This is a genomic window from Microbacterium sp. EB106-03-03-XG65, from assembly GCF_058791955.1.
This window is the reverse complement of record NZ_JBYTEB010000001.1, coordinates 763234-782489: the sequence shown is the minus strand read 5'-3', so window position 1 is coordinate 782489 and position 19256 is coordinate 763234. Positions and strand designations below refer to the sequence as shown.

At 67.5% G+C, this 19256-nt stretch carries 19 protein-coding genes; 4 read left to right on the top strand and 15 right to left on the bottom strand.

The features are described from left to right. Positions 1–2: 2 nt before the first annotated feature. From AC3WS6_RS03745 to AC3WS6_RS03695, 11 genes are read right to left on the bottom strand one after another with little or no spacing between them, the layout of a single operon-like run. Positions 3–407, bottom strand: a complete 405-nt coding sequence (locus AC3WS6_RS03745) for an ArsR/SmtB family transcription factor (protein ID WP_492499728.1) — start codon at positions 405–407, stop codon at positions 3–5. 43 nt (positions 408–450) lie between these two features. Further along, entirely contained in the window at positions 451–1857 is a 1407-nt protein-coding gene (locus AC3WS6_RS03740) for an FGGY-family carbohydrate kinase (protein ID WP_492499727.1), read from the bottom strand. After that, on the bottom strand, positions 1854–3335 hold the full coding sequence (locus tag AC3WS6_RS03735; protein ID WP_492499726.1) for an FAD-binding oxidoreductase: 1482 nt from the start codon (positions 3333–3335) through the stop codon (positions 1854–1856). The genes AC3WS6_RS03740 and AC3WS6_RS03735 overlap by 4 nt, the downstream gene beginning before the upstream one ends. 37 nt (positions 3336–3372) lie before the next feature. Further along, positions 3373–4149, bottom strand: a complete 777-nt coding sequence (locus tag AC3WS6_RS03730; protein WP_431074614.1) for an SDR family oxidoreductase — start codon at positions 4147–4149, stop codon at positions 3373–3375. Between the two features lie 55 nt (positions 4150–4204). Continuing rightward, entirely contained in the window at positions 4205–5677 is a 1473-nt protein-coding gene (locus tag AC3WS6_RS03725; protein WP_492499725.1) for an NAD-dependent succinate-semialdehyde dehydrogenase, read from the bottom strand. Beyond that, entirely contained in the window at positions 5674–6636 is a 963-nt protein-coding gene (locus AC3WS6_RS03720; RefSeq protein WP_492499724.1) for an NAD(P)-dependent oxidoreductase, read from the bottom strand. The genes AC3WS6_RS03725 and AC3WS6_RS03720 overlap by 4 nt, the downstream gene beginning before the upstream one ends. Positions 6637–6640: 4 nt before the next feature. Beyond that, entirely contained in the window at positions 6641–7165 is a 525-nt protein-coding gene (gene fae / locus AC3WS6_RS03715) for a formaldehyde-activating enzyme (RefSeq protein ID WP_492499723.1), read from the bottom strand. Then, positions 7165–8097, bottom strand: a complete 933-nt coding sequence (locus tag AC3WS6_RS03710; protein WP_431074618.1) for a glycine betaine ABC transporter substrate-binding protein — start codon at positions 8095–8097, stop codon at positions 7165–7167. The genes fae and AC3WS6_RS03710 overlap by 1 nt, the downstream gene beginning before the upstream one ends. Before the next feature lie 50 nt (positions 8098–8147). After that, entirely contained in the window at positions 8148–8945 is a 798-nt protein-coding gene (locus tag AC3WS6_RS03705; RefSeq protein WP_492499722.1) for an ABC transporter permease, read from the bottom strand. Then, positions 8942–9988 (bottom strand): ABC transporter ATP-binding protein, encoded by a 1047-nt coding sequence (locus tag AC3WS6_RS03700; protein WP_431074620.1) that lies wholly within the window; start codon positions 9986–9988, stop codon positions 8942–8944. The genes AC3WS6_RS03705 and AC3WS6_RS03700 overlap by 4 nt, the downstream gene beginning before the upstream one ends. Beyond that, positions 9981–10646: an ABC transporter permease gene (locus tag AC3WS6_RS03695; RefSeq protein ID WP_400862890.1), complete on the bottom strand. Its 666-nt coding sequence runs from the start codon at positions 10644–10646 to the stop codon at positions 9981–9983. Before AC3WS6_RS03695 ends, AC3WS6_RS03700 begins: the two co-directional genes overlap by 8 nt. Positions 10647–10759: 113 nt before the next feature. Here AC3WS6_RS03695 and AC3WS6_RS03690 point away from each other — a divergent pair, with 113 nt between their 5' ends. From AC3WS6_RS03690 to AC3WS6_RS03680, 3 genes are all read left to right on the top strand, one after another. Continuing rightward, a complete protein-coding gene (locus AC3WS6_RS03690) occupies positions 10760–11620 on the top strand; it encodes an IclR family transcriptional regulator (RefSeq protein WP_492499721.1) in 861 nt (286 codons plus the stop codon). Between the two features lie 76 nt (positions 11621–11696). After that, the gene (locus AC3WS6_RS03685; RefSeq protein ID WP_492499720.1) at positions 11697–12743 is read left to right on the top strand and encodes an NAD(P)-dependent alcohol dehydrogenase; all 1047 of its coding nucleotides are present in this window, start codon (positions 11697–11699) and stop codon (positions 12741–12743) included. Between the two features lie 199 nt (positions 12744–12942). Next, positions 12943–13695 (top strand): SDR family NAD(P)-dependent oxidoreductase, encoded by a 753-nt coding sequence (locus AC3WS6_RS03680; protein ID WP_492499719.1) that lies wholly within the window; start codon positions 12943–12945, stop codon positions 13693–13695. A 148-nt stretch (positions 13696–13843) separates the two neighbouring features. Here the strand turns inward: AC3WS6_RS03680 and hisD are convergent, their stop codons facing one another. After that, on the bottom strand, positions 13844–15160 hold the full coding sequence (gene hisD, locus AC3WS6_RS03675) for a histidinol dehydrogenase (protein WP_492499718.1): 1317 nt from the start codon (positions 15158–15160) through the stop codon (positions 13844–13846). A 40-nt stretch (positions 15161–15200) separates the two neighbouring features. Between hisD and AC3WS6_RS03670 the strand changes: the two genes are divergently transcribed. Then, positions 15201–16163: a LysR family transcriptional regulator gene (locus AC3WS6_RS03670; protein ID WP_492499717.1), complete on the top strand. Its 963-nt coding sequence runs from the start codon at positions 15201–15203 to the stop codon at positions 16161–16163. A 4-nt stretch (positions 16164–16167) separates the two neighbouring features. Here the strand turns inward: AC3WS6_RS03670 and AC3WS6_RS03665 are convergent, their stop codons facing one another. Genes AC3WS6_RS03665 through AC3WS6_RS03655 form a run of 3 tightly spaced genes read right to left on the bottom strand, consistent with a single transcriptional unit; the run spans position 16168 to position 19219 of the window. Further along, positions 16168–17046, bottom strand: coding sequence for a nitrilase-related carbon-nitrogen hydrolase (locus AC3WS6_RS03665; RefSeq protein WP_492499716.1), 879 nt, complete (start codon positions 17044–17046; stop codon positions 16168–16170). Next, positions 17039–18208: a cupin domain-containing protein gene (locus AC3WS6_RS03660; protein WP_492499715.1), complete on the bottom strand. Its 1170-nt coding sequence runs from the start codon at positions 18206–18208 to the stop codon at positions 17039–17041. Before AC3WS6_RS03660 ends, AC3WS6_RS03665 begins: the two co-directional genes overlap by 8 nt. Before the next feature lie 30 nt (positions 18209–18238). Beyond that, positions 18239–19219, bottom strand: a complete 981-nt coding sequence (locus AC3WS6_RS03655; RefSeq protein ID WP_492499714.1) for a nuclear transport factor 2 family protein — start codon at positions 19217–19219, stop codon at positions 18239–18241. Between the last annotated feature and the right edge of the window lie 37 nt (positions 19220–19256).

Below are 19256 nucleotides of genomic sequence, written 5' to 3'. Positions count from 1 at the left end.
TGTCAGACTCCTTCTTCGTTGCGTGGATCTTCTGGGATGTCGGTGCTGGTGGTGCTGTCTGTGCTGGATGCCGGCCTCTCGGCCAGCAGGTCGTCGAGTCGGGCGATGCGCGACCGCCACAGCTCTTCGTACCGGGCGAGGAGCGCCCTGGCGCGGGCGATCATCTCGGGGTTCGCGCGGACGAGCCGCTCGCGTCCCTCGGCGCGCTTGACGATGAGATCGGCCGCTTCGAGCACGGCGACGTGCTTCTGCACCGCGGCGAACGACATGTCGTATTCGGAGGCGAGGGTCGAGACGGACTGCTCCCGCTCGATCGTCCGTCGCAGGATGTCGCGCCGGGTCGACGTCGCCAGTGCGTGGAACACACGGTCGACCTCCGCTTCGCTCAGTTCTCGTTGTGCAACCATTTGGTTGTACGTTATGCCTGAGCGAGGCGGATGTCAAGAGGAACTAGGAGTCGCTTCCCGCGAAAAGCTCACGAACACGGGGAAGCACGGTGGCGTATCTTTTCGCCACCGCCACGTACGACTCCCTGAGCCTCGGGTCGACCGAGACCTGCTTGTCGATCCGCACCATGGAAGCCACCGCCTCGTCAGCGGATCGGTGCAACCCCGTAGCCACTGCGGCCGTGATCGCCGCCCCCATTCCCGCCGCATCGGAGACCGCAGGGGTGCGCACCGGGACGCCGTAGACGGCGGCGAGGATGGTGAGCATCAGATCGGAGGCGCTGCCTCCGCCTGTCACGATCAGACCGCCGAGCGGTCGCCCCAGAGCCCCGCGAGCGCGCGAATCCGCGAGCGACGTCTCGATCGCGAGCGCCTCGAGGATCGCGCGGTAGACGTGGAATCGGCCCTGGGTTCCATCGAATCCGACGATCGCGCCCCTCCTCCAGGGCTCATCGACGGACGCCAACCAGTCGAGGGCGACGAACAGACCGCCCGACCCTGGCGGCACGAGTTCGGCGCCGAGGTTGAGGTCTGTCTCGGAGTATCCCCCTGACGGTGAGGCGAGCAGATCGCGGAACCAGCTGACGGTCCACATGCCACGCCTGACGCCGTGACTCTCATAGAGATACCCCTGCGGTTCAGCAGCGAAGTTCGTCCAGAAAGCGTCGCTCTGACGCACCTCACGGCCCGGCGTCATGGTGGCTACATAGGTGCCGAGCGAGAGCAGCGCATCGCCCTCGGCTCGCAGCCCCGCTCCGAGCGCCTCGACGGCCTTGTCGTTCGAGGTGGCGATCACGGGGATGCCGACCGGCAGTCCTGTGACGGCGGACGCCTCTGGCGTCACCGTGCCGAGCGATTCCCCGGGGGCGACGAGCTCGAACAGCATCGACGGGTCCATGCCGCAGCGGACGTAATCCTCGGCATCCGCGCTCCACGTCCATCGAGTGGTGTCCACCGGCCAGACGCCCTGCACGTTGCCCGCGGCATCCCGCCGCTCCCCCGTCAGCCGATGACCGATGTACCCCGAGGACGTGGTCACGAAGACGGCGTCGTCCGTCTCGCGTTCATACGCCCGCGGAACTCGCTCGTCCATCCAGCTCATGACGGGCTGGGCAAGATGCCCGTCGGCTCGGAGCACGGCCCGACAGAATCGTATGGTGCAGAGGCCCACCCCTCGGATCTCTGCCGGATCGCCACGGAACTCGCCCATCGCTGCCCGCAGCGCGGCGACGATCGAGTCCCACAGGTCGTCGTCCGGATGCTCCCACCGCCCCGGCGCTGGAGAGGCATACGGCCTCAGCAGCACACGTGCGCTCGCATGCACCGCCCCCGCCTCGTCGACGATGAGGACCTTGGTGCTCTGCGAGCCGTTGTCGATCGCGACGACGAATCCCGCAGCCGGCGCAGTCACGCGGGGATCACCTCGGCGTCATCGAGCGGGTAGATGGTTCCGCGGTTCATGATGCCGTTCGGATCCAGTCCCTGCTTCAGCGTGTGCAGCAGCGAGTACGCCGTCCCGTGCTCCTCGTGGGTCCACGGCGTGCGGTACTTGCCGATGCCGTGGTGGTGCACCATCGACCCACCGAGGCGCAGAGCCTCCTCCACCACGATCGCGTTGAGGGGCTCGTGGTACTCGGTGATCTCTTCGCGCGGCTCGCAGCTGATGTCGTAGTCGTACACGAAGTACAGGTTGGTTCCGGTCTGGTAGCTGTGCGAGGAGTGCGCACCGAGCATCGTCAGATCGGCTGCGCGCGGGAACTCGGTCCGCGCCCGCCGCATCACCGACTCGAACAGCTCTTCGACGCCCGACCAGTCGATCGAGACCTCTGTCGTGTAGCCGAGATGCGCCTTCTCCAGCATCTCCCGCCTCTCCGCGTCGATCTTCTCCTGGCCCCAGTTGAGGTTGTCGAACCATGACTCGATGAGCGCGCTGTCGACCTTCTCATGCGGGATGCCGGCGAAGATGGCTTCGATGCCGGCCGCCGTCGCGTCCGCCACGCCTTTCGGTCCCTCCGCGACGAGGACCACGACCGCCTTCCCCTCGGCGAAATGCGAGAAGTGCTGGGCTGCATCTTCCTCCGAGTACGCCCGTGCGACCGAGGGGCGGTAGCCGGCGACGATGAGGTCGCGCAAGCCTGCGACCCCCGTCGGCAGCGAGTCGACGAGGAATCCGAGAAAACGATTGTTCTCCGGCTGGTAGGTGAACACCTTCACGGTGACCTCGGTGATGACGGCCAGCGCACCCTCGTTGCCGATCACGATGTGGCGGATGTCGGGGCCAGCGGCTCGTCGGGGCACGTTCTTGATCCGCACGACGTCACCGCCGGGAAGCACCGCCTCGAGGCCGATGACCATGTCTTCGATGCCGCCATACAGGGTCGAGAACTGCCCGATCGAGCGGGTGGCGACGAGTCCGCCCATCTGCGCGAGGGGCTTCGACTGCGGCGAATGCCCTGTGGTGAGGCCCTGCGCGCGAAGAGCGTCTTCGAGCGTCTGCAGCGGCACGCCGCACTGCGCCGTCACCATCATGTCGACCGGATCTATCTCGAGGATCGCGTTCATGCGCGAACCGTCGAGCACGATCGTGTCGTCGACGATCGTCTCGAGCCCTCCCTCGGTCGCCGTGCGGCCCGTGCGAGGGACGACGTTGACCAGGTTCTCGTCGGCGAAACGCAGGATCGCGACGACGTCGTCCGTCGATTCGGCGTACGCGATGGCCGCCGGGATCGGACCATCGAATATGTCGTGCACAGCCGTGTACTTCTTGAAGCGATCGACGCTCGCCTCCCGCAGCTCGTGCGGGTCGGTGTCGACTTTGGCCGAGCCGATCAGCTTGCCGAGTCGGGTGACGATCTCGTCGCGTGAAAGGGCGGATCGTGAAGCAACCATGAGGGTGATGTCCTGTTCGTAGAGAGGTGGGGCGCGGTCAGCGCACGAGATAGCCGCCGTCGACGGTCAGGGTGTGACCGTTGACGAAGTCGGATGCAGAGCTGGCGAGGAACACGGTCGCGCCCATGAGGTCTGCGACGTCACCCCACCGGCCGGCTGGGGTGTGCTCGATGATCCGGCGGTTCACTTCAGCATCCGCTCGGGACTGCTCCGTGATGCGAGTCGTGAAGTATCCGGGGGCGATCGCGTTGACCTGGATCCCGTGACCGCCGAGCTCATCGGCGTAGGCCCGCGTGAGGCCGACGATCCCATGCTTCGTCGCTGCGTAGGCGGGCGAGCCCAGGCCACCGAGGAACGCGAACAGCGAGGCGATGTTGATGATCTTGCCTGAGCCCTGCGCGATCATCCGCTTGCCCGCTTCGTGCGCCATCTCGAACGCTGCTGTCAGGTTGACGGCGACCATCGGGTCCCAGTCCGCACGTCCGAATTCGCTCACGTCCGCGATCCGACTGATCCCGGCGGAATTGACCAGGATGTCGACTCCGCCGAACGCCTCACAGGCAGCAGCGATCGCCGCCTGCGGGGCGCCGGGAGCAGTGATGTCGACCGTCAGCTCGGCGTAGCGACGGCCCTCGGCCTCGACCAGTGCTGCGGTCTCGCCATGGTCGTCGAAGAGGCCGGGAACGAAGACATCGGCTCCGCCTTTCGCGAGTGCGAGGGTGAATGCCTGACCGAGCCCCGTGTTGCCGCCGGTGACGACCGCGCGCTTCCCGTGCAGAGAGAAGTGATCCAGGGAGAAGTCGGAGATGTGCAAGAGATGCTCCTTCAGAAGTGCGGGGTTGCGGGGATCCGGATGCCGGCGCGCCGAGTCACGCGAACGGATCCGAGATGCCGATGTACGTCGTCTCGAGGTACTCGTCGATTCCCTCGAAACCGCCCTCGCGGCCGAGACCCGACTGTTTGACGCCGCCGAACGGGGCCGCGGGGTTCGAGACGAGGCCCGTGTTGAGCCCGAGCATTCCCGTCTCCAGTCGCTCGGCGAGACGAAGCGCGCGATTCAGGTCGCGCGTGTATGCGAAGCACACCAGGCCGTACTCGCTCGCGTTGGCGAGGCGCACCGCCTCGTCCTCATCGCGGAACGCCGTTATGGGCGCGACCGGACCGAAGATCTCCTCCTGCAGGATGCGCGCGGACTGCGGCACATCGACGAGCACCGTCGCTGGATAGAAGTACCCTGCCCCCTCTGGCGTCACACCACCGAGCACGAGACGCGCGCCGTCTTCCACCGCTCCGCCGACGAGTTCGGCCACCTTCTCGCGAGTCGACTCGTCGACCAGCGGGCCGAGCGTCGACGCTGGATCCGTGCCGCGGGCATGCACCGTCTGCCGCATCCGTTCGACGAGACGGCTCGAGAACTCGTCGACGATGCTCTCGTGCACGAGGAAGCGATTCGCGGCGACGCACGCCTCCCCGCCGTTGCGGAGTTTCGCGATCAGCGCGCCGTCGACCGCGGCGTCGAGATCGGCGTCCTCGAACACGATGAACGGAGCGTTGCCGCCGAGTTCCATCGACACGCGAAGCACCTGGTCGGCGGCGTCGGCGATCAGCCGTCGACCGACTTCTGTCGAGCCCGTGAACGACAGCTTGCGCAGCCTCGCATCCTTGATGAGCGGTCCGGTGACGGCGCCGGCGCGCGTCGTCGGGATGACGTTGACCACGCCGTCGGGCACCCCTGCTTCACGCAGGACCTCGGCGAACAGCAGGGCAGTGAGCGGAGTGAGGGCCGCGGGCTTGAGTACCGACGTGCACCCGGCGGCGAGCGCGGGCGCGATCTTTCGGGTCGCCATCGCCAGAGGAAAGTTCCACGGCGTGATGAGCAGGCTGGGGCCGACGGGTCGCTTTGCGACGAGCAGCCGGTTGCGACCGTCGGGAGCCGTGGCATAGCGCCCTGAGATGCGCGGCGCCTCTTCCGAGAACCAGCGCAGGAACTCGGCGCCGTAGCCGACCTCGGCTCGCGACTCGGCCAGGGGCTTTCCCATCTCGAGCGTCATGACGAGGGCGAAGTCGTCAGCACGGGCGGTGACGAGCTCGAAGGCGCGGCGCAGGATCTCACCGCGCTCGCGCGACGGAGTCGCCGCCCAGGAGGCCTGCGCGGATGCTGCGGCGTCGAGCGCGGCGGCGCCGTCTTCAGGCGCAGCGTCTGCGACGTGGGCGAGCACTTCGCCTGTCGACGGGTCGTGCACAGCGAAGGTCGCACCGGTCGCGGACTCCCGCCACTCGCCTCCGATGAACAGCCCGTTCGGCAGGGACGCCAGCAGCTCCTGCTCCCGAGCGGCGGTCATGCCGCCACCTCCGCCGCGTGCTCGCCGGCCTCGCGACGCAGGTCTCGTCCGAGCATCTCCTCATAGAGACGCACCGGCGTCATCTCGCCCGCGAGGTCGCCGAATCGCGCTCGCGCCCTGCGGAAGATCTGCTCGACCAGCGACGACAGCTCCACCGGCATGCCGACGGATCGCGCGAGATCGACAGAGAGCCCCAGGTCCTTGCACGCCAGGGCGATGGCGAATCCTTCGTCGTAGTCGCCGTGGTCGAGGATCGAGAGCACGTCGCGCGAGACGAATGTGCTGTTCGCCGGGCTCGCGACGAGCGCATCGCGGAGCACTCCGAGATCGACGCCGGAGGCGACGCCTACCGAGAGCACCTCGGCCGTCGCGACGAGGTGAGAGAACCACAGCTGGTTGATCATGAGCTTCACGGCGTAGCCGGCACCGTGGCCGCCGACGTGGAGGATCCGCTCGGGGTCGCCCATCGCCTCGAAGACGGGACGCAGTCGAGCGACGTCGACCGCATCGCCGCCGACGAAGATCTGCAGCATCCCCTTCGCGGCACCGACCGACATCCCGCTGACCGGAGCGTCGAGCAGATGAAGGCCGCGATGCGCCTCGGTGCGGCGGATGCCGTCGAGCACATCGGGCACCGACGTCGACATGTCGACCCAGGTGCCGCCGTCGGGGAGGCCGGCGACGATGCCGTTCGCTCCGGATGCCACCGCCGCCACGTGCTTAGGTGTCGGCAGCATCGTGATGACGAGATCGCTGGAGGCCGCGACCTCCCGAGGACTTTCGGCCCAGCAGGCGCCCTCGGCGAGCAGCCCTTCTGCAGACTCTCGTCGCAGATCGGTGACGACCAGGGGATAGCCCGCGGCCTGAAGGTTCTTGGTCATGCCAGATCCCATGTTGCCGAGTCCGATGAACCCGACGGTGGGGAGGGGGCCATGCGGTGACCCGGTGGAAGCGTTCATGGAGCTATGCATCTTTCGGTGGAAGGTTCGGGGTGTAGAAGGGATTCGTCGGGCTGTGCCGTGCGGCCAGGACGTCGTCGAGCGCGGGGAGTGAACGCGCCCCGTTGGCGAGCGCGGTCTTCGTGGCCTCGCGATTGTTCAGATACACGAGGTCGGCGTCGTCGGCGGATGGGTTCACCCAGACCGCCGCGACGAGCGCGTGGGTGTCGGCCTGCTCTGCGGAGACGTGCCCCTCAGCCACCGCGTCGGCCACGCCGGCGGCGACTCCCGCCTGCGCCGGCCCCCAGATGAGGAGGCCGTGGCCGTCGCTCGCCGGCGCCGACTTCGTGACGAACAGCGTGAGGGGTTTCACGGGCAGTGACGGTCGGAGAACTGCGACGAAGGGCACATGCCCGGCGGTCGGCGTGGCCAGTGCCGTGGCCCACGCCGTGCCCGCAGGGCCGTCGCGGTGACCGAAGACGGTGTTGATGTGCGCAGCGTTCACGCCGCTTCCGATGAAGCTCTCGCCGATCTGCAGCGCGGAGGTCATCAGATCAGGTCCTGCTCTTCGAGCCACTCGATCGCGACATCTTCCGGGTCTTCACCCTCGACGTCGACGAGGGCGTTGAGCTCTTGCATCACCTCAGTGGTGAGCAACGGGCTGACCTCGGCGATCACGTCGGCGATGGCCGGGTACTCGTCGAGCGTCGACTGCTTGAGCGTGAATCCGCCCTGGTAGCTCGGGAAGAACTCCTTGTCGTCCTCCATCACCACGAGTCCCAGAGCAGGAATGCGCCCGTCGGTCTGGAAGACCTCGCCGAAATTGCAGTCATCGCCCTTCTCGGTCGCGGTGTAGATCACGCCGGTGTCGAGCATGGTGATGGAGGCATCGAAGCCGTATGCCTCGCTGAGACCCGGCATACCGTCATCCCGAGTCGAGAACTCGCTCTCGATGCAGAATGTCTGGTCGCCGGCCGGGAGGGCCGCGACGTCGCTGAGAGTCTCGACGCCGAGCGCATCGGCCTCGGACTCGCGGATCGCGAAGGCGTAGGTGTTGTTGAACGGCGCCGGGTCGAGCCACGCGATGTCGTTCTCCGCGTCGGCTTCCTTCACGGCGTCGAACTGCGCCTCGGCTCCCTGCACCGGTGCGGTGTTGCCGTTGTAGGTGATCCATGACGTGCCGGTGTACTCCCAGTAGCCGAGGAACTGATCGTTCTCGAGCGCCTGGCGCACGTTCGCCGAACCGACGAGCTTGGTGTTCGCTTCCACATCCGCGCCGTGAGCGTTGAGCAGCTCTGCAGTGAGGTAGGCGAGGATGTACTGCTCGGAGAAGTCCTTGGAGCCGATCTCGCCCGTGAGACCTTCGAGCTCGTCGCCCTGTGCGCCCGCGCCGCCGCCGGCGCCGGCCGAGCAGCCGGTGAGGGCGATGGCGCCGAGAGCGAGGACGGCGATCGAGGATGAGGCGAATCTGGATGTCTTCATGTCGAGTTCCTTTCGGAGGGATTCGGGTGTGTTCGTGCAGTTCAGAGAGGTCAGAGACCCTTGGGGCGGACGACCTCCTCGACGAGGCCGGCGGCCCAGTCGATGAGGACCGCGATGGAGGCGACGAGCACGGCGCCGACGACGAGCACCGGGTACCGCTGCAGCTTCAAGCCGTTGATGATCATGTCGCCGAGCCCGCCCGCGTTGATGAAGGTCGCAACGGTGGCGACTCCGACCGCGAAGACGAGCGCCGTGCGAAGACCCGCGAGGATGACGGGCGATGCCAATGGCAGCTCGACCCGGCGCAGCACCTGGGCGGGGCGCATCCCCATGCCGCGGGCGGATTCCTTGATGCTGGCATCGACCTGCGCGAGACCCGTGATCGTGTTCTGCAGCACGGGCAGGAAGGAATATACGACGAGCGCGACGAGGGCGGTGGTGAAGCCCGTCTGCCAGACGATGGCGAGCAGGATCACGACGCCGATCGCGGGCGTCGCCTGCCCGATGTTGGCGATGCCGATGACCGTTGCGCGGAAGACCCGAGAGCGCGACCGGCTGACGGCGATGCCCGCCGGAATCGCGAGGATGGCGACCAGCACCGCGGCGAGGATCGATAGCACCAGGTGCTCGCCGATGCGGGCGATGATGTAGTCGCCGTTGAGGGTGCGCTGTTCGATCGAGTCGAGTTCGAGACTCGATACCCACAGGAATGTCGCCAGAAGCACGAGGGCGACGACGATCAGCGGCATCGTCCGTCTCACCAGCGTCGGCATCCTTCGACGCGGAGCGCGCTGGGTCTGCAGCACCGTCGTCGCCGACGGCACGACCTGGTCGGTTGTCATCGTCATGCCTCCGCCGTGCGCTGGGCGTCGTGCGGGCGGGGCTCTGCACCGAGGGCTGCCGAGATGGCCGCCTGATCGATCGAGCCGACAGGCCGACCCGCGCGTGAGACGGTGATGCGCGGCGCACCGGTGAGCACGAGCAGGTCGAGCGCCTGGCGCAGAGACGAGGTCTCATCGATCGTGGCATCGGGTGCTGTCGGGTCGATCGAGCCGATGCGCGCCGTCTCGACGGGGATCAGCGCGAGGCGCTTGAGGGCGGCACCTTCGCCAATGAACGAGCGCACATAGTCGTTGGCGGGCTCGGCGAGGATGCGAGCCGGGGTGTCGAACTGCTCGATCCGGCTGCGGTCGCTGAGCACCGCGATGCGGTCGCCCATGCGGATCGCCTCTTCGAAGTCGTGCGTGACGAAGATGATGGTCTTGCCGATATCGGCCTGCAGCCGAAGGAACTCGGCCTGCAGCTTCTCGCGGGTGATCGGATCGGTCGCGCCGAACGGCTCGTCCATGAGCATGACGGGCGGGTCTGCGGCGAGGGCACGAGCCACGCCGACCCGCTGCTGCTGACCGCCCGACAGCTGGCGCGGATAGCGGTCGGCGAAGATGCCGGGGTCGAGCTGCACCGTCGTCAGCAACTCTTCCACTCGGGCTGCGGTGCGCTGTTTCGACCAGCCGAGCAGCCGCGGAACGACCGCGATGTTCTCGGCGATCGTGAAGTGCGGGAAGAGCCCGATCTGCTGGATGACGTAGCCGATGTGGCGGCGAAGCTCGTTGCCGTCGAGCGAGAGGACGTCGTCTCCGTTGATTCGGATCGACCCCGAGGTCGGCTCGATGATGCGGTTGATCATCTTCATCGTCGTGGTCTTGCCGCATCCGCTCGGACCGACGAACATGACGAGTTCACCGGGTTCGATCCGCATTGAGAAGTCCTCGACGGCAGGATTCGCCTGCCCGGGGTACTGCTTGGTGATCTGGTCGAGGACGATGTCGACGCCCGCCTGCTGCGATGCGAGAGAAGTGAGAACGCCGGTGTTCGTGGTGATGTCAGGCACGGAGACCCCTTGAGGTGGTGAGACGGGCGACGAGGATGAGGATGCCGTCGAGGACGAGCGCGAGGATGATCACGGCGACGGTGCCGGTGAGCGCATAGTTGAGCGCGTTCTTGGACCCGAGCGACGACAGCCCCTTGAAGATGTATTCGCCGAGACCGGGGCCGGCGACGTAGGCGGCGATCGCCGCGATGCCGACCGTGAGCTGCGCGGCGACGCGAATCCCCGTCATGATCACCGGCCACGCGATCGGAAGCTGCACAGTGAACAGCACGCGGGTCGGCCCCAGTCCCATCCCGCGAGCGGATTCCAGCACGGAGACCGGCACCTCCCTGAGTCCGACCACGGTGTTGCGGACGACTGGCAGCAGCGAGTAGAAGACGAGAGCGACGACAGTAGGAAGCCAGCCGAGGCCGAGCACGGGGCTGAGGAGAGCGAGCAGAGCGAGCGACGGAATGGTGATCGCGATGGCCGCGGCAGTGAGCACCGACGTCCGGGCGATCCGCCTGTTGCGCACCAGGATGCCGAGGCCGACACCGATGACCGAAGCGAGCAGCACAGAGATGACGACGACGACGAGGTGATCCCGAGTGAGCTCGAGGATGTCGTCAGCGCGGCGTGTGAGGAAGGCCGTGAGGTCTTCCCAGTTGAATCCGGTCAAGAGGGCTCCTGTCTCGTCGTTGAGGCCGGTACCGGGTGTGTACTCACGGTACTGGCTGTATCCATTTGGTCAAAGGGTGTTGCGCGTATGGCAACTGCATCTAGACTTCGAGGATGAATCGCTCAGTGGGAAACGGTGTGCGCCGCAACTCGTCGGGGTTGGCTCGGGACTTCGAGATCCTCGAGATCCTCGGCTCCGACGAGGCCTTGAGGTCCGGTGGACTCGGCGTCTCGCAGGTCGCGCAGTTGACTGGACGCGACAAGGCCGTCGCGTCACGAACCCTCGCGACTCTCGCCGAGACCGGGCTCGTAGAACGCGATGACGAGACTCTTCGCTACATGCTCGGCTCGCGGCTGTACGCACTGGCCGCCCGAACCGCCAGCACCTCGCTCGTGCATGCGTCGCGGGGGATCCTCCGACGTCTCGTGCAGTCCACGAGGGAGACGAGCCACCTGTGCGTACTCAGAGGTGGCAACGTGCTCACTCTGATGAGCGAGCTGAGCCCTCACGATGTCCGCACGACCGGATGGGCGGGGACCACCACGGCCGCATGGCGCACCCCGTCTGGTCGCGCGCTCCTCAGCGACTGGGATGAGGATGCGCTCGAGCAGTGGTATGACGACCACGGACGAGATCAGCCGCTCGTGGGACGCTTCGACCAATCCGACGACTCCGTCTTCCCGGTGCTCGATGCGCCGCCTCCCGGCAACGCCCCGGTGACGGACTTCGCCAGCCTCCTCACCGAGCTGGGGCGGATCCGCGACCAGGGCTACGCGCTTTCGGACGAGGAGCTGGAGTTCGGCGTCGTCGCCGCGTCTGCACCGATCACGGATTTCACGGGGCGCGTCGTCGCGGCGATCAATGTCAGCGCCCCCAAGGTCAGAATCGGATCGCGCCTGGATGCGCTCGGCACCCTCGTGGGTCGAGCATCCCGTGAGCTGTCCTCACGCCTCGGCGCCACCCCGGATCGATAATGGAAGAGACGGCCTTCGAGCGCCCACGCCTCCGCACCGCGCGGCAGACCGCTCGAGCGCCAGGAAGAAGAACCACATGAAAGCTCTCCGTTACGTCGAGATCGGCAAGCCCCCCGTCGTCGTCGATATCCCCATCCCGCAGCCCGGGCCCGGTCAGGTCCTGCTCAAGATCACCGCGGGCGGTGTCTGCCACTCCGACGACTACGTCATGGGTCTTCCCGAGAAGGACTACCTCGAGCAGAGCTACCCGCTGCCGCTGACGCTGGGTCACGAGGGTGCCGGCATCGTGCACGAGATCGGCGAGGGCGTCGACTCCACGCTCAAGGTCGGCGACGCCGTGGCGGTCTACGGCCCGTGGGGCTGCGGTCGCTGCCACAACTGCTCGCAGGGCATGGAGAACTACTGCACGAACGCCGCGGCCGAAGGCATCCGCCCTCCGGGTCTCGGCAGCCAGGGCTCGATGGCCGAGTACATGATCGTCGACGACGCGCGCCACCTCGTGCCGCTCGGCGACCTCGACCCCGTGCAGAACGTCTCGCTGACCGACGCGGGCCTCACCCCCTACCACGCGATCAAGCGCTCGCTCCCGAAGCTCGGCGCCGGCACCTTCGCGGTCGTCATCGGCACCGGCGGGCTCGGCCACGTCGGCATCCAGATCCTCAAGGCGATCTCGGCCACCACGGTGATCGCCCTCGATGTGAACGACACCAAGCTCGAGCTCGCCACCGAAGTCGGCGCCGACCACGTGCTCATCAGCGATGCGTCTGCGGCTGAGAAGATCCGCGAGATCACCGGCGGCCTCGGCGCGAACGCGGTGTTCGACTTCGTCGGCGCGAACCCGACCATGGCCCTGGCGCAGAGCGTCGCAGCGCTCGACGCCGACGTCACGATCGTCGGCATCGGCGGGGGGACCATGTCGCTCGGATTCGGCACGATCGCCTACGACGCCGCCGTGCGCATCCCCTACTGGGGTTCGCGCTCGGAGCTGATCGAGGTGCTCGAGCTCGCACGCGCGGGCAAGATCCATGTGCAGACCGAGACCTATTCGCTCGACGACGGCCCGAAGGCCTACGAGGACCTCGCCTCGAACAGCATCCGCGGCCGTGCGGTGATCGTTCCGTAGACGCGAGTCCTGCATCAGCGGCCGCCCCGGGCTCAGCCGGGGCGGCCGCTGCCCTCTTCGGCCTGCGCGACAGCCTCGAGGCCTGACAGTTTCCATTCACGCGCATCCATCCCCCTTCGGCAGGCGTAGGCTGGAACCCTAGGACGGACCGTCCGAGAAGATCTCCCGGCACCGCGACCGTCCGGAAGAGGAGTCACTCGTGGCTCAGTACGACGTCTCGAACCGCTCGGCGATCGTGACGGGAGCAGGCAGCGGCATCGGCCGCTCGACCGCTCTGCTGCTCGCCCAGAACGGCGCATCCGTCGTCGTGAACGACCTGAACGCGGACAACGCGAACGCGGTCGTCGACGAGATCCGCGCCGCCGGCGGCATCGCCGAGGCATCCGTCGGCGATGCGACCGATGTCGAGTGGATCGCCAGCTCGGTCGAACTCGCCAACACCCTCGCCCCGCTGCGCATCGGCGTCAACAACGCGGGCATCGGGGGAGCATCCGCGCCCACCGCCGAGTACGACGACGCCGCGTGGGACAAGGTCATCTCGATCAACCTCAACGCCGTGTTCCGCAACATGAAGGCGCAGATCCCCTCGATCCTCGCGAACGGCGGCGGCTCGGTCGTCAACATCGCGTCGATCCTCGGCAGCGTCGGCTTCGCGAACTCCCCCGCCTACGTCGCGGCCAAGCACGCCGTCGTCGGCATGACCAAGTCGGCCGCCCTCGAGTACTCGGCACAGGGTGTGCGCGTGAACTCGGTCGGCCCCGGCTTCATCGACACCCCGCTGCTCGCCACGATGGGCGAAGAAGCCAAGGCGTTCCTCGTGAGCAAGCACCCGATCGGTCGCCTCGGCCAGCCCGAAGAGGTCGCGAACCTCATCGCGTTCCTCGCCAGCGACGCCGCCAGCTTCATCACCGGCAGCTACCACCTCGTCGACGGCGGCTACACCGCTCCCTGACCTTCGGTCGGCGCACCGACGCCACAACCTGCAGGTTCAGGAGACGGATGCAGGCCGAGATCGCCGATCTCGGCCTGCATCCGTGTTTTCGCCCTGCATCTGGCACCGACCTACCCGTCGACACCGGATGAGGCGAGCTGACGGGCGATCAGCCCAGGCGGTCCAGCCGCAGCGTCGCCGTCGCGCTGTGCGCGGCCATCCCCTCGGAGTCCGAGATCACCTGCACCGCGTTCGCGAGCTCAGGCGTCGCCTCACGACTGATGCGCTGATACGTGAGCGGCTTGAGGAAGCGCGACACCGACAGCCCGGCGCTGTGCTTGGCCCCGCCGGCGGTCGGCAGCACATGGTTGGTGCCGGCCATCCCCTTATCGGAGTAGGCGACGGTGCTCCACGGTCCGATGAAGATCGAGCCGTAGTTGCGCAGGTTCTCGTGGTACCAGTCGTCGTCGGCCGTGAGCAGTTCCAGGTGCTCGGGGGCGAGATCATCCATGAGGGCTGCGGCCGTCTCGCGGTCCTTCGCGACCGTGACGACACCGTAGTCGCGCCACGCGGCACCCGCGATGTCGACGGTCGCCAGCGTCTCGAGCTGCCGCTCGATCTCGGCGATCACGGCGTGACCGTGCTCTTCGGATGTCGTGATGAGCGCCGCGGGAGAGTTCGGCCCGTGCTCTGCTTGCCCGAGAAGGTCGGCGGCCACGAGCACGGGATCGGCGGTCTCGTCAGAGATGACGGCGACCTCGCTGGGACCCGCGAGCAGGTCGATCGCGACCGTGCCGAACAGCTGACGCTTCGCCTCGGCGACGAACGCGTTGCCGGCGCCGACGAGCATGTCGACCGGCAGATCACCGAGGAGGCCGTAGGCCATGGCGGCGAGCGCCTGCACACCACCGATCACGAACACCCGGTCGACGCCGGACAGATGTGCGGCGTAGACGACCGCGTCATTCGCCCCGCCGTCAGGCTGAGGCGGCGTGCACGCGATCACGGTCGGCACGCCGGCGGCCTTGGCCACGCCGACCGTCATGAACGCGCTGGCCGTGAGCGGGAACCGACCCGCCGGAAGGTACGCCCCGACGCGCGAGACGGGGATGTACTTCGCACCGGTCACGATGCCGGGGACGAACTCGGTCTCGAAATCGGTCAGGTGCTCGCGGGAGGCGCGGGCGAACGCCTGCGTGCGCGCGGCCCCCAGCTCGATCGCCGCACGCAGGTCCGGATCGAGCCGGTCTCCGCTGCTCGCGATCTGCGCGGCGGTGAGCTCGATGTCGGTGCCCTGGTAGTTGTCGAGCTTCCGGGCGTAGTCGAGCACCGCGTCGAGACCGCGCTCGCGGATGTCGGCGAGCATGTTCGTCACGGTCTCGATCACTGCGGGATCGCGCTGCGCGGCGGGTGCATCGATGAGCGGGGTCTTGAGGTGGTGGAAGTCGCCGTCGAAGCGGTCGAGCACTGCAGAGGAGTAACGCATGCAGGAAGGCTAGATCCGCGGGATCTACGAGACAACCCTGATGATCCTGAGCCAGGCATCGGGTTTACCATTGGGTGTGACCATCACGCAGCTGACCGCCTTCCTCGCCGCACTCGACGACGGATCGTTCACGGCGGCGGCGAGAAGCCTCGGGATGACGCAGGCCTCGGTCTCCGAGCTGGTCGCGCGGCTCGAACGCGAGCTCGGCGTCACACTCTTCGCTCGCGGCAGCAGGCGCCTCGTGCCGACGGCGGCGGCTCTCGAACTACGGCCGCACGCGGCACAGGCGGTGAGCGCAGTGCAGAACGGGATCGACACGATCCAGGCGCTGGCCTCGCTCGAACGCGGCACCTGCACGTTCGGCGTGCTGCGCAACGCGGCCTACTACGCGCTCGCCGATCTCGCAGAGACCTTCCACCACCGGCATCCGAACGTGCGACTGCGGCTGGTCGGCATCAACTCCGCGCACGTCGCGCGCTCGATCGCCGCGGGCGAGCTCGACGCCGGCCTACTCGTGCTGCCCGTCGACGAGGACGGCCTCGACGTGCGCCCGCTCTTCCGCGACGAAGTGCTCTACGCCTCGGCCACGCGGGAGGCTGACGCGCCGCCCGTCACGATCGACGACGTCGCCGACGCCAAGCTGGTGCTCTACGACGCGTTCGCCGGATGGGACGATCCGACCAGGCGTCAGTTGCTCGAGCGCGCACGACTGCACGGTCTCACGATCGACCCGGCCGTCGAAGTCGAGCATGTCGAGACCGCGCTCAGCCTGGTCACCGCAGGCACGGCCGACACGATCGTGTCGCGATCGATCGCGGAGTCCGAGGCCTTTCCTGCCGGCATCCGGACGTTCCCGTTCGCGGAGCCGATGCACGACACGATCGCCCTGGTGCAGCGCGAGGGCGTGCTGCTGTCACCCGCCACGCAGAAGCTCGCCGAGCTGGCAGAGCGGATGCTGCGCGAACGCCTGCCCGAGCACGAGGGACGCACGGCTCTCGCCTGAGCCGTCAGTACAGGTCTTCCCGACGGTCGGCGAACAGGTCGTTGTGCGGCGGCAGCGCCTTGCTGCGGACGGCGTCGAGCGAGAGCACCGCGGTCGCGCCCATCACAGCTCGGAACGCGACGATCCACCCCTGCTCGTCGATGATCGCCGTGCCGTCGGTCCAGTCGACCCCACGTTCGGAACCCCACCGATCGGCGATCACGACCGGCAGCCTCGACGACCGTGCCGACGCCATCGCCTGGATCAGCTCGGGAGCGTGCTCGCCTTCGGGGCGAGGGACCAGAGGCCAGTTGACCGGCAGCGCGAGCACGTCGGCGCCGGCGAGCGCGAGGCGACGAGGCACCTCGGGGAACTCGTTGTCGTAGCAGAGCGCCACACCCAGACGGCCGAACGGCGCATCGACCACGAGACCGGCATCCGACCCCCGGTCGAAGATGAGCGTCTCCGCACCCCACAGATGCGACTTTCGGTAGTCGGCCAGGCGGGCGTCACGGGTGAGCACGGCCGCGGTGTTGAACAGCTGCTCGCCGGCGCTCTCCGCGAAGCCGACCACGACGACCGCGCCTTCGGGAATCGCCTCCTGCAGCGACGACCATCGTGGGTCGTCGGCCGTGACTGCGACGCTTCGCGCCTCGTCGCGATCCGCGAACACATAGCCGCTCGTCGCGAGCTCCGGCAGCACGATCAGCTGCGCACCGCGACGGGCGGCCGCCGAGATGGCCGAGCGGATGCGGTCGAGGTTGCCCTCGACGTCGCCGATGATGACCTCGGGCGACACGGCCGCAACGCGCAGCCCCGCGGCATCCGCTGCGCTGGCGCCTGAAGCGGAGATGCCGGGGCGCGAGGAGCCGGAACCCCCTCGCGCCCCTGTGGTCTCAGTCATCTTCGGTGGCGGTGACCATCACTCCGAGCGGGGCCAGGTAGCCGTTGGGGTCGATGGTCCAATCGGCGGCTGCTGCGGCCTCGACGACCTCGGGAGCCCACTCGAGGTAGACACGGTCGTCGCCGCCGTTGATCACGAGCACGGTCCCCGTCCCGGTCTCATCGCCCTCGACGCAGACGTACGAACGCCAACTGCCCTCGGGCACCGAGAACGTGTCGCCGGCGCCGAGCGTGACCGCGGTCGACGGGTCGCCGTTGAGGGTGACCTCCCAGCGTCCGGTCTTGAACAGCAGCGCCTGGGTCTTGTCGTGACGGTGGCGCAGCACGCCCTGTCCTGCTTCGGCACGCACCCACGCGAGGTTGAACGAGTGCGGCTCGGTGACATTCGGCACCTGGCGACGGTTCTCGCTCATGCCGTAGCCGATCGCCGTGGCCAGCTCGACGCGGCCCCCGTCGACCGCCGCGCACAGCAGCGCCGCCGACGAGTAGGTGCGGTCGCCCGGCTGGATGACGCGCGAACGCATGTCCTCGACCGTGTAGGTCGTGAGCTCGTCGATGTAGTGCTGCTTCATCGGCGTGATCAGCGGCACGTCGTCGGGCAGCACATCACCCGCGACCGTGTCGATGAGCTTGTTGTCGGCCGTGAGGTGCAGTCCGTACGACTCCGCCTCGCGCAGCACCGACGGGCCCCAGATGATGCCGCCGTTGTCGTCGCGGCCGAGCACCGTGTAAAGGATGCCGTCATCCGGTCCTTCGTTGGTGAAGCCGCGGAAGATCCACGTGGGGATCGTGACGATGTCGCCGTCGTGGCTGATGTACTCGCCCTGCTTGCCGTCGACGCCCCAGCGGAGCCGGAACTCCCCGCCGAGGTTGATGAACACCTCTGCCGTGAAGTGCAGGTGCAGGTTGTTCGAGATGCCGTTCGGCATGCCGGCGGCACCGGTGTTGAAGCCGTGGTTCACCTCGAGGTTCACGTACTGGCTCGCGTTCTGCGAGACACCGGCGCCGATGAAGGAGTAGTTCTCCTTGCGGTCGGAGCCCGGGGTCCGACAGTCGATGAAGGCCGAGTTGCACGGCACCCAGTCAGAACGGCGGATGGTGCGGCGTGCGATCTCGTCTGCATCGACGATGACGTCGACCTGGTCGACGATGGCGTTGCTCATTTCTTCTTCTCCTTGTCGATCAGTCGCTGATCAGTAGATGTTGTTGAATGCCGCGGGCTCGTCGCCGCGAGTGCCGGCGATCTGAGCGCGCAGGGCGATGTCGTCCCACAGACGCACCTCTTTGACGAGGGCTCCCTGGTGGAACGTGAACTGCGAGATGCCGAGCACGTCGACGGGCTTGCCGGTGAGGCTGCCGTAGTTGGGGACGCCGTTGTAGTCGCCGACGAACTTCCACGTGACGGCGACGCGGAGGCCCGCGTAGCGCACGTCGTAGTTGGTCTGGATGTCGCGGATCTCGAACTGTCCCGCGGGGAACGACTCGAGGAACCGGAGCAGCGCTCGGCGGTAGCCCTCGGGTCGGATGACGACGCGGTTGCCGACCGTCAGCAGCACGAGGTCGCGGTGGAAGAACTTCTCGACCTTCTGCAGGTCGCGCTCGTTCCAGACCGTCTGGATCATGTCGATCACGGTCTCGACCTCGGAGCGGTAGTCATCGGGACGGACGCCCGAGTCCCCCTTCGCGATCGGGTCGGCGGGCGCCGGTTCGGTCCACGACCCCGTGTACCCGCGGAACGCCTGCGCACGGGCCAGCTCATCGACGTCGAGTCCACTCTCGAGCGCGCCGGCGAGCGAGTCGCGCACGACCCACTCCTCGACCATGCGGCCCTTGCGGTAGAGGCAGTTGGCGATCGTGCGGCTGTGCGCCGACGTCTGCAGGTGCCCCGACAGCACGAGGTGCGAGCTGAGGAACGCATCGTCGCCGCGCGCCTCCCAGATCACGTCTTCGGCTTGCCCCGTGCGATCGGGGGTCGCCGAGATGCGCATGAGCGTGCCCTCGATGACCTCCTGTCGCGTCGTCGAGGTTCCGTAGGCGCCGTGCACGATCGAGTCGGGCTCGTAGTTCTCACGGATGAAGCTGATCGACCGATCGACCCAGATCAGATCGGTGACCTCACGGATGAAGTCGTCGGGGTCTTTGTACGGCAGGTAGGCAACCGGGTCGAGAGACACGCTTTTCACTCCTTCAGGATGCGGAGCCGCGGTTCAT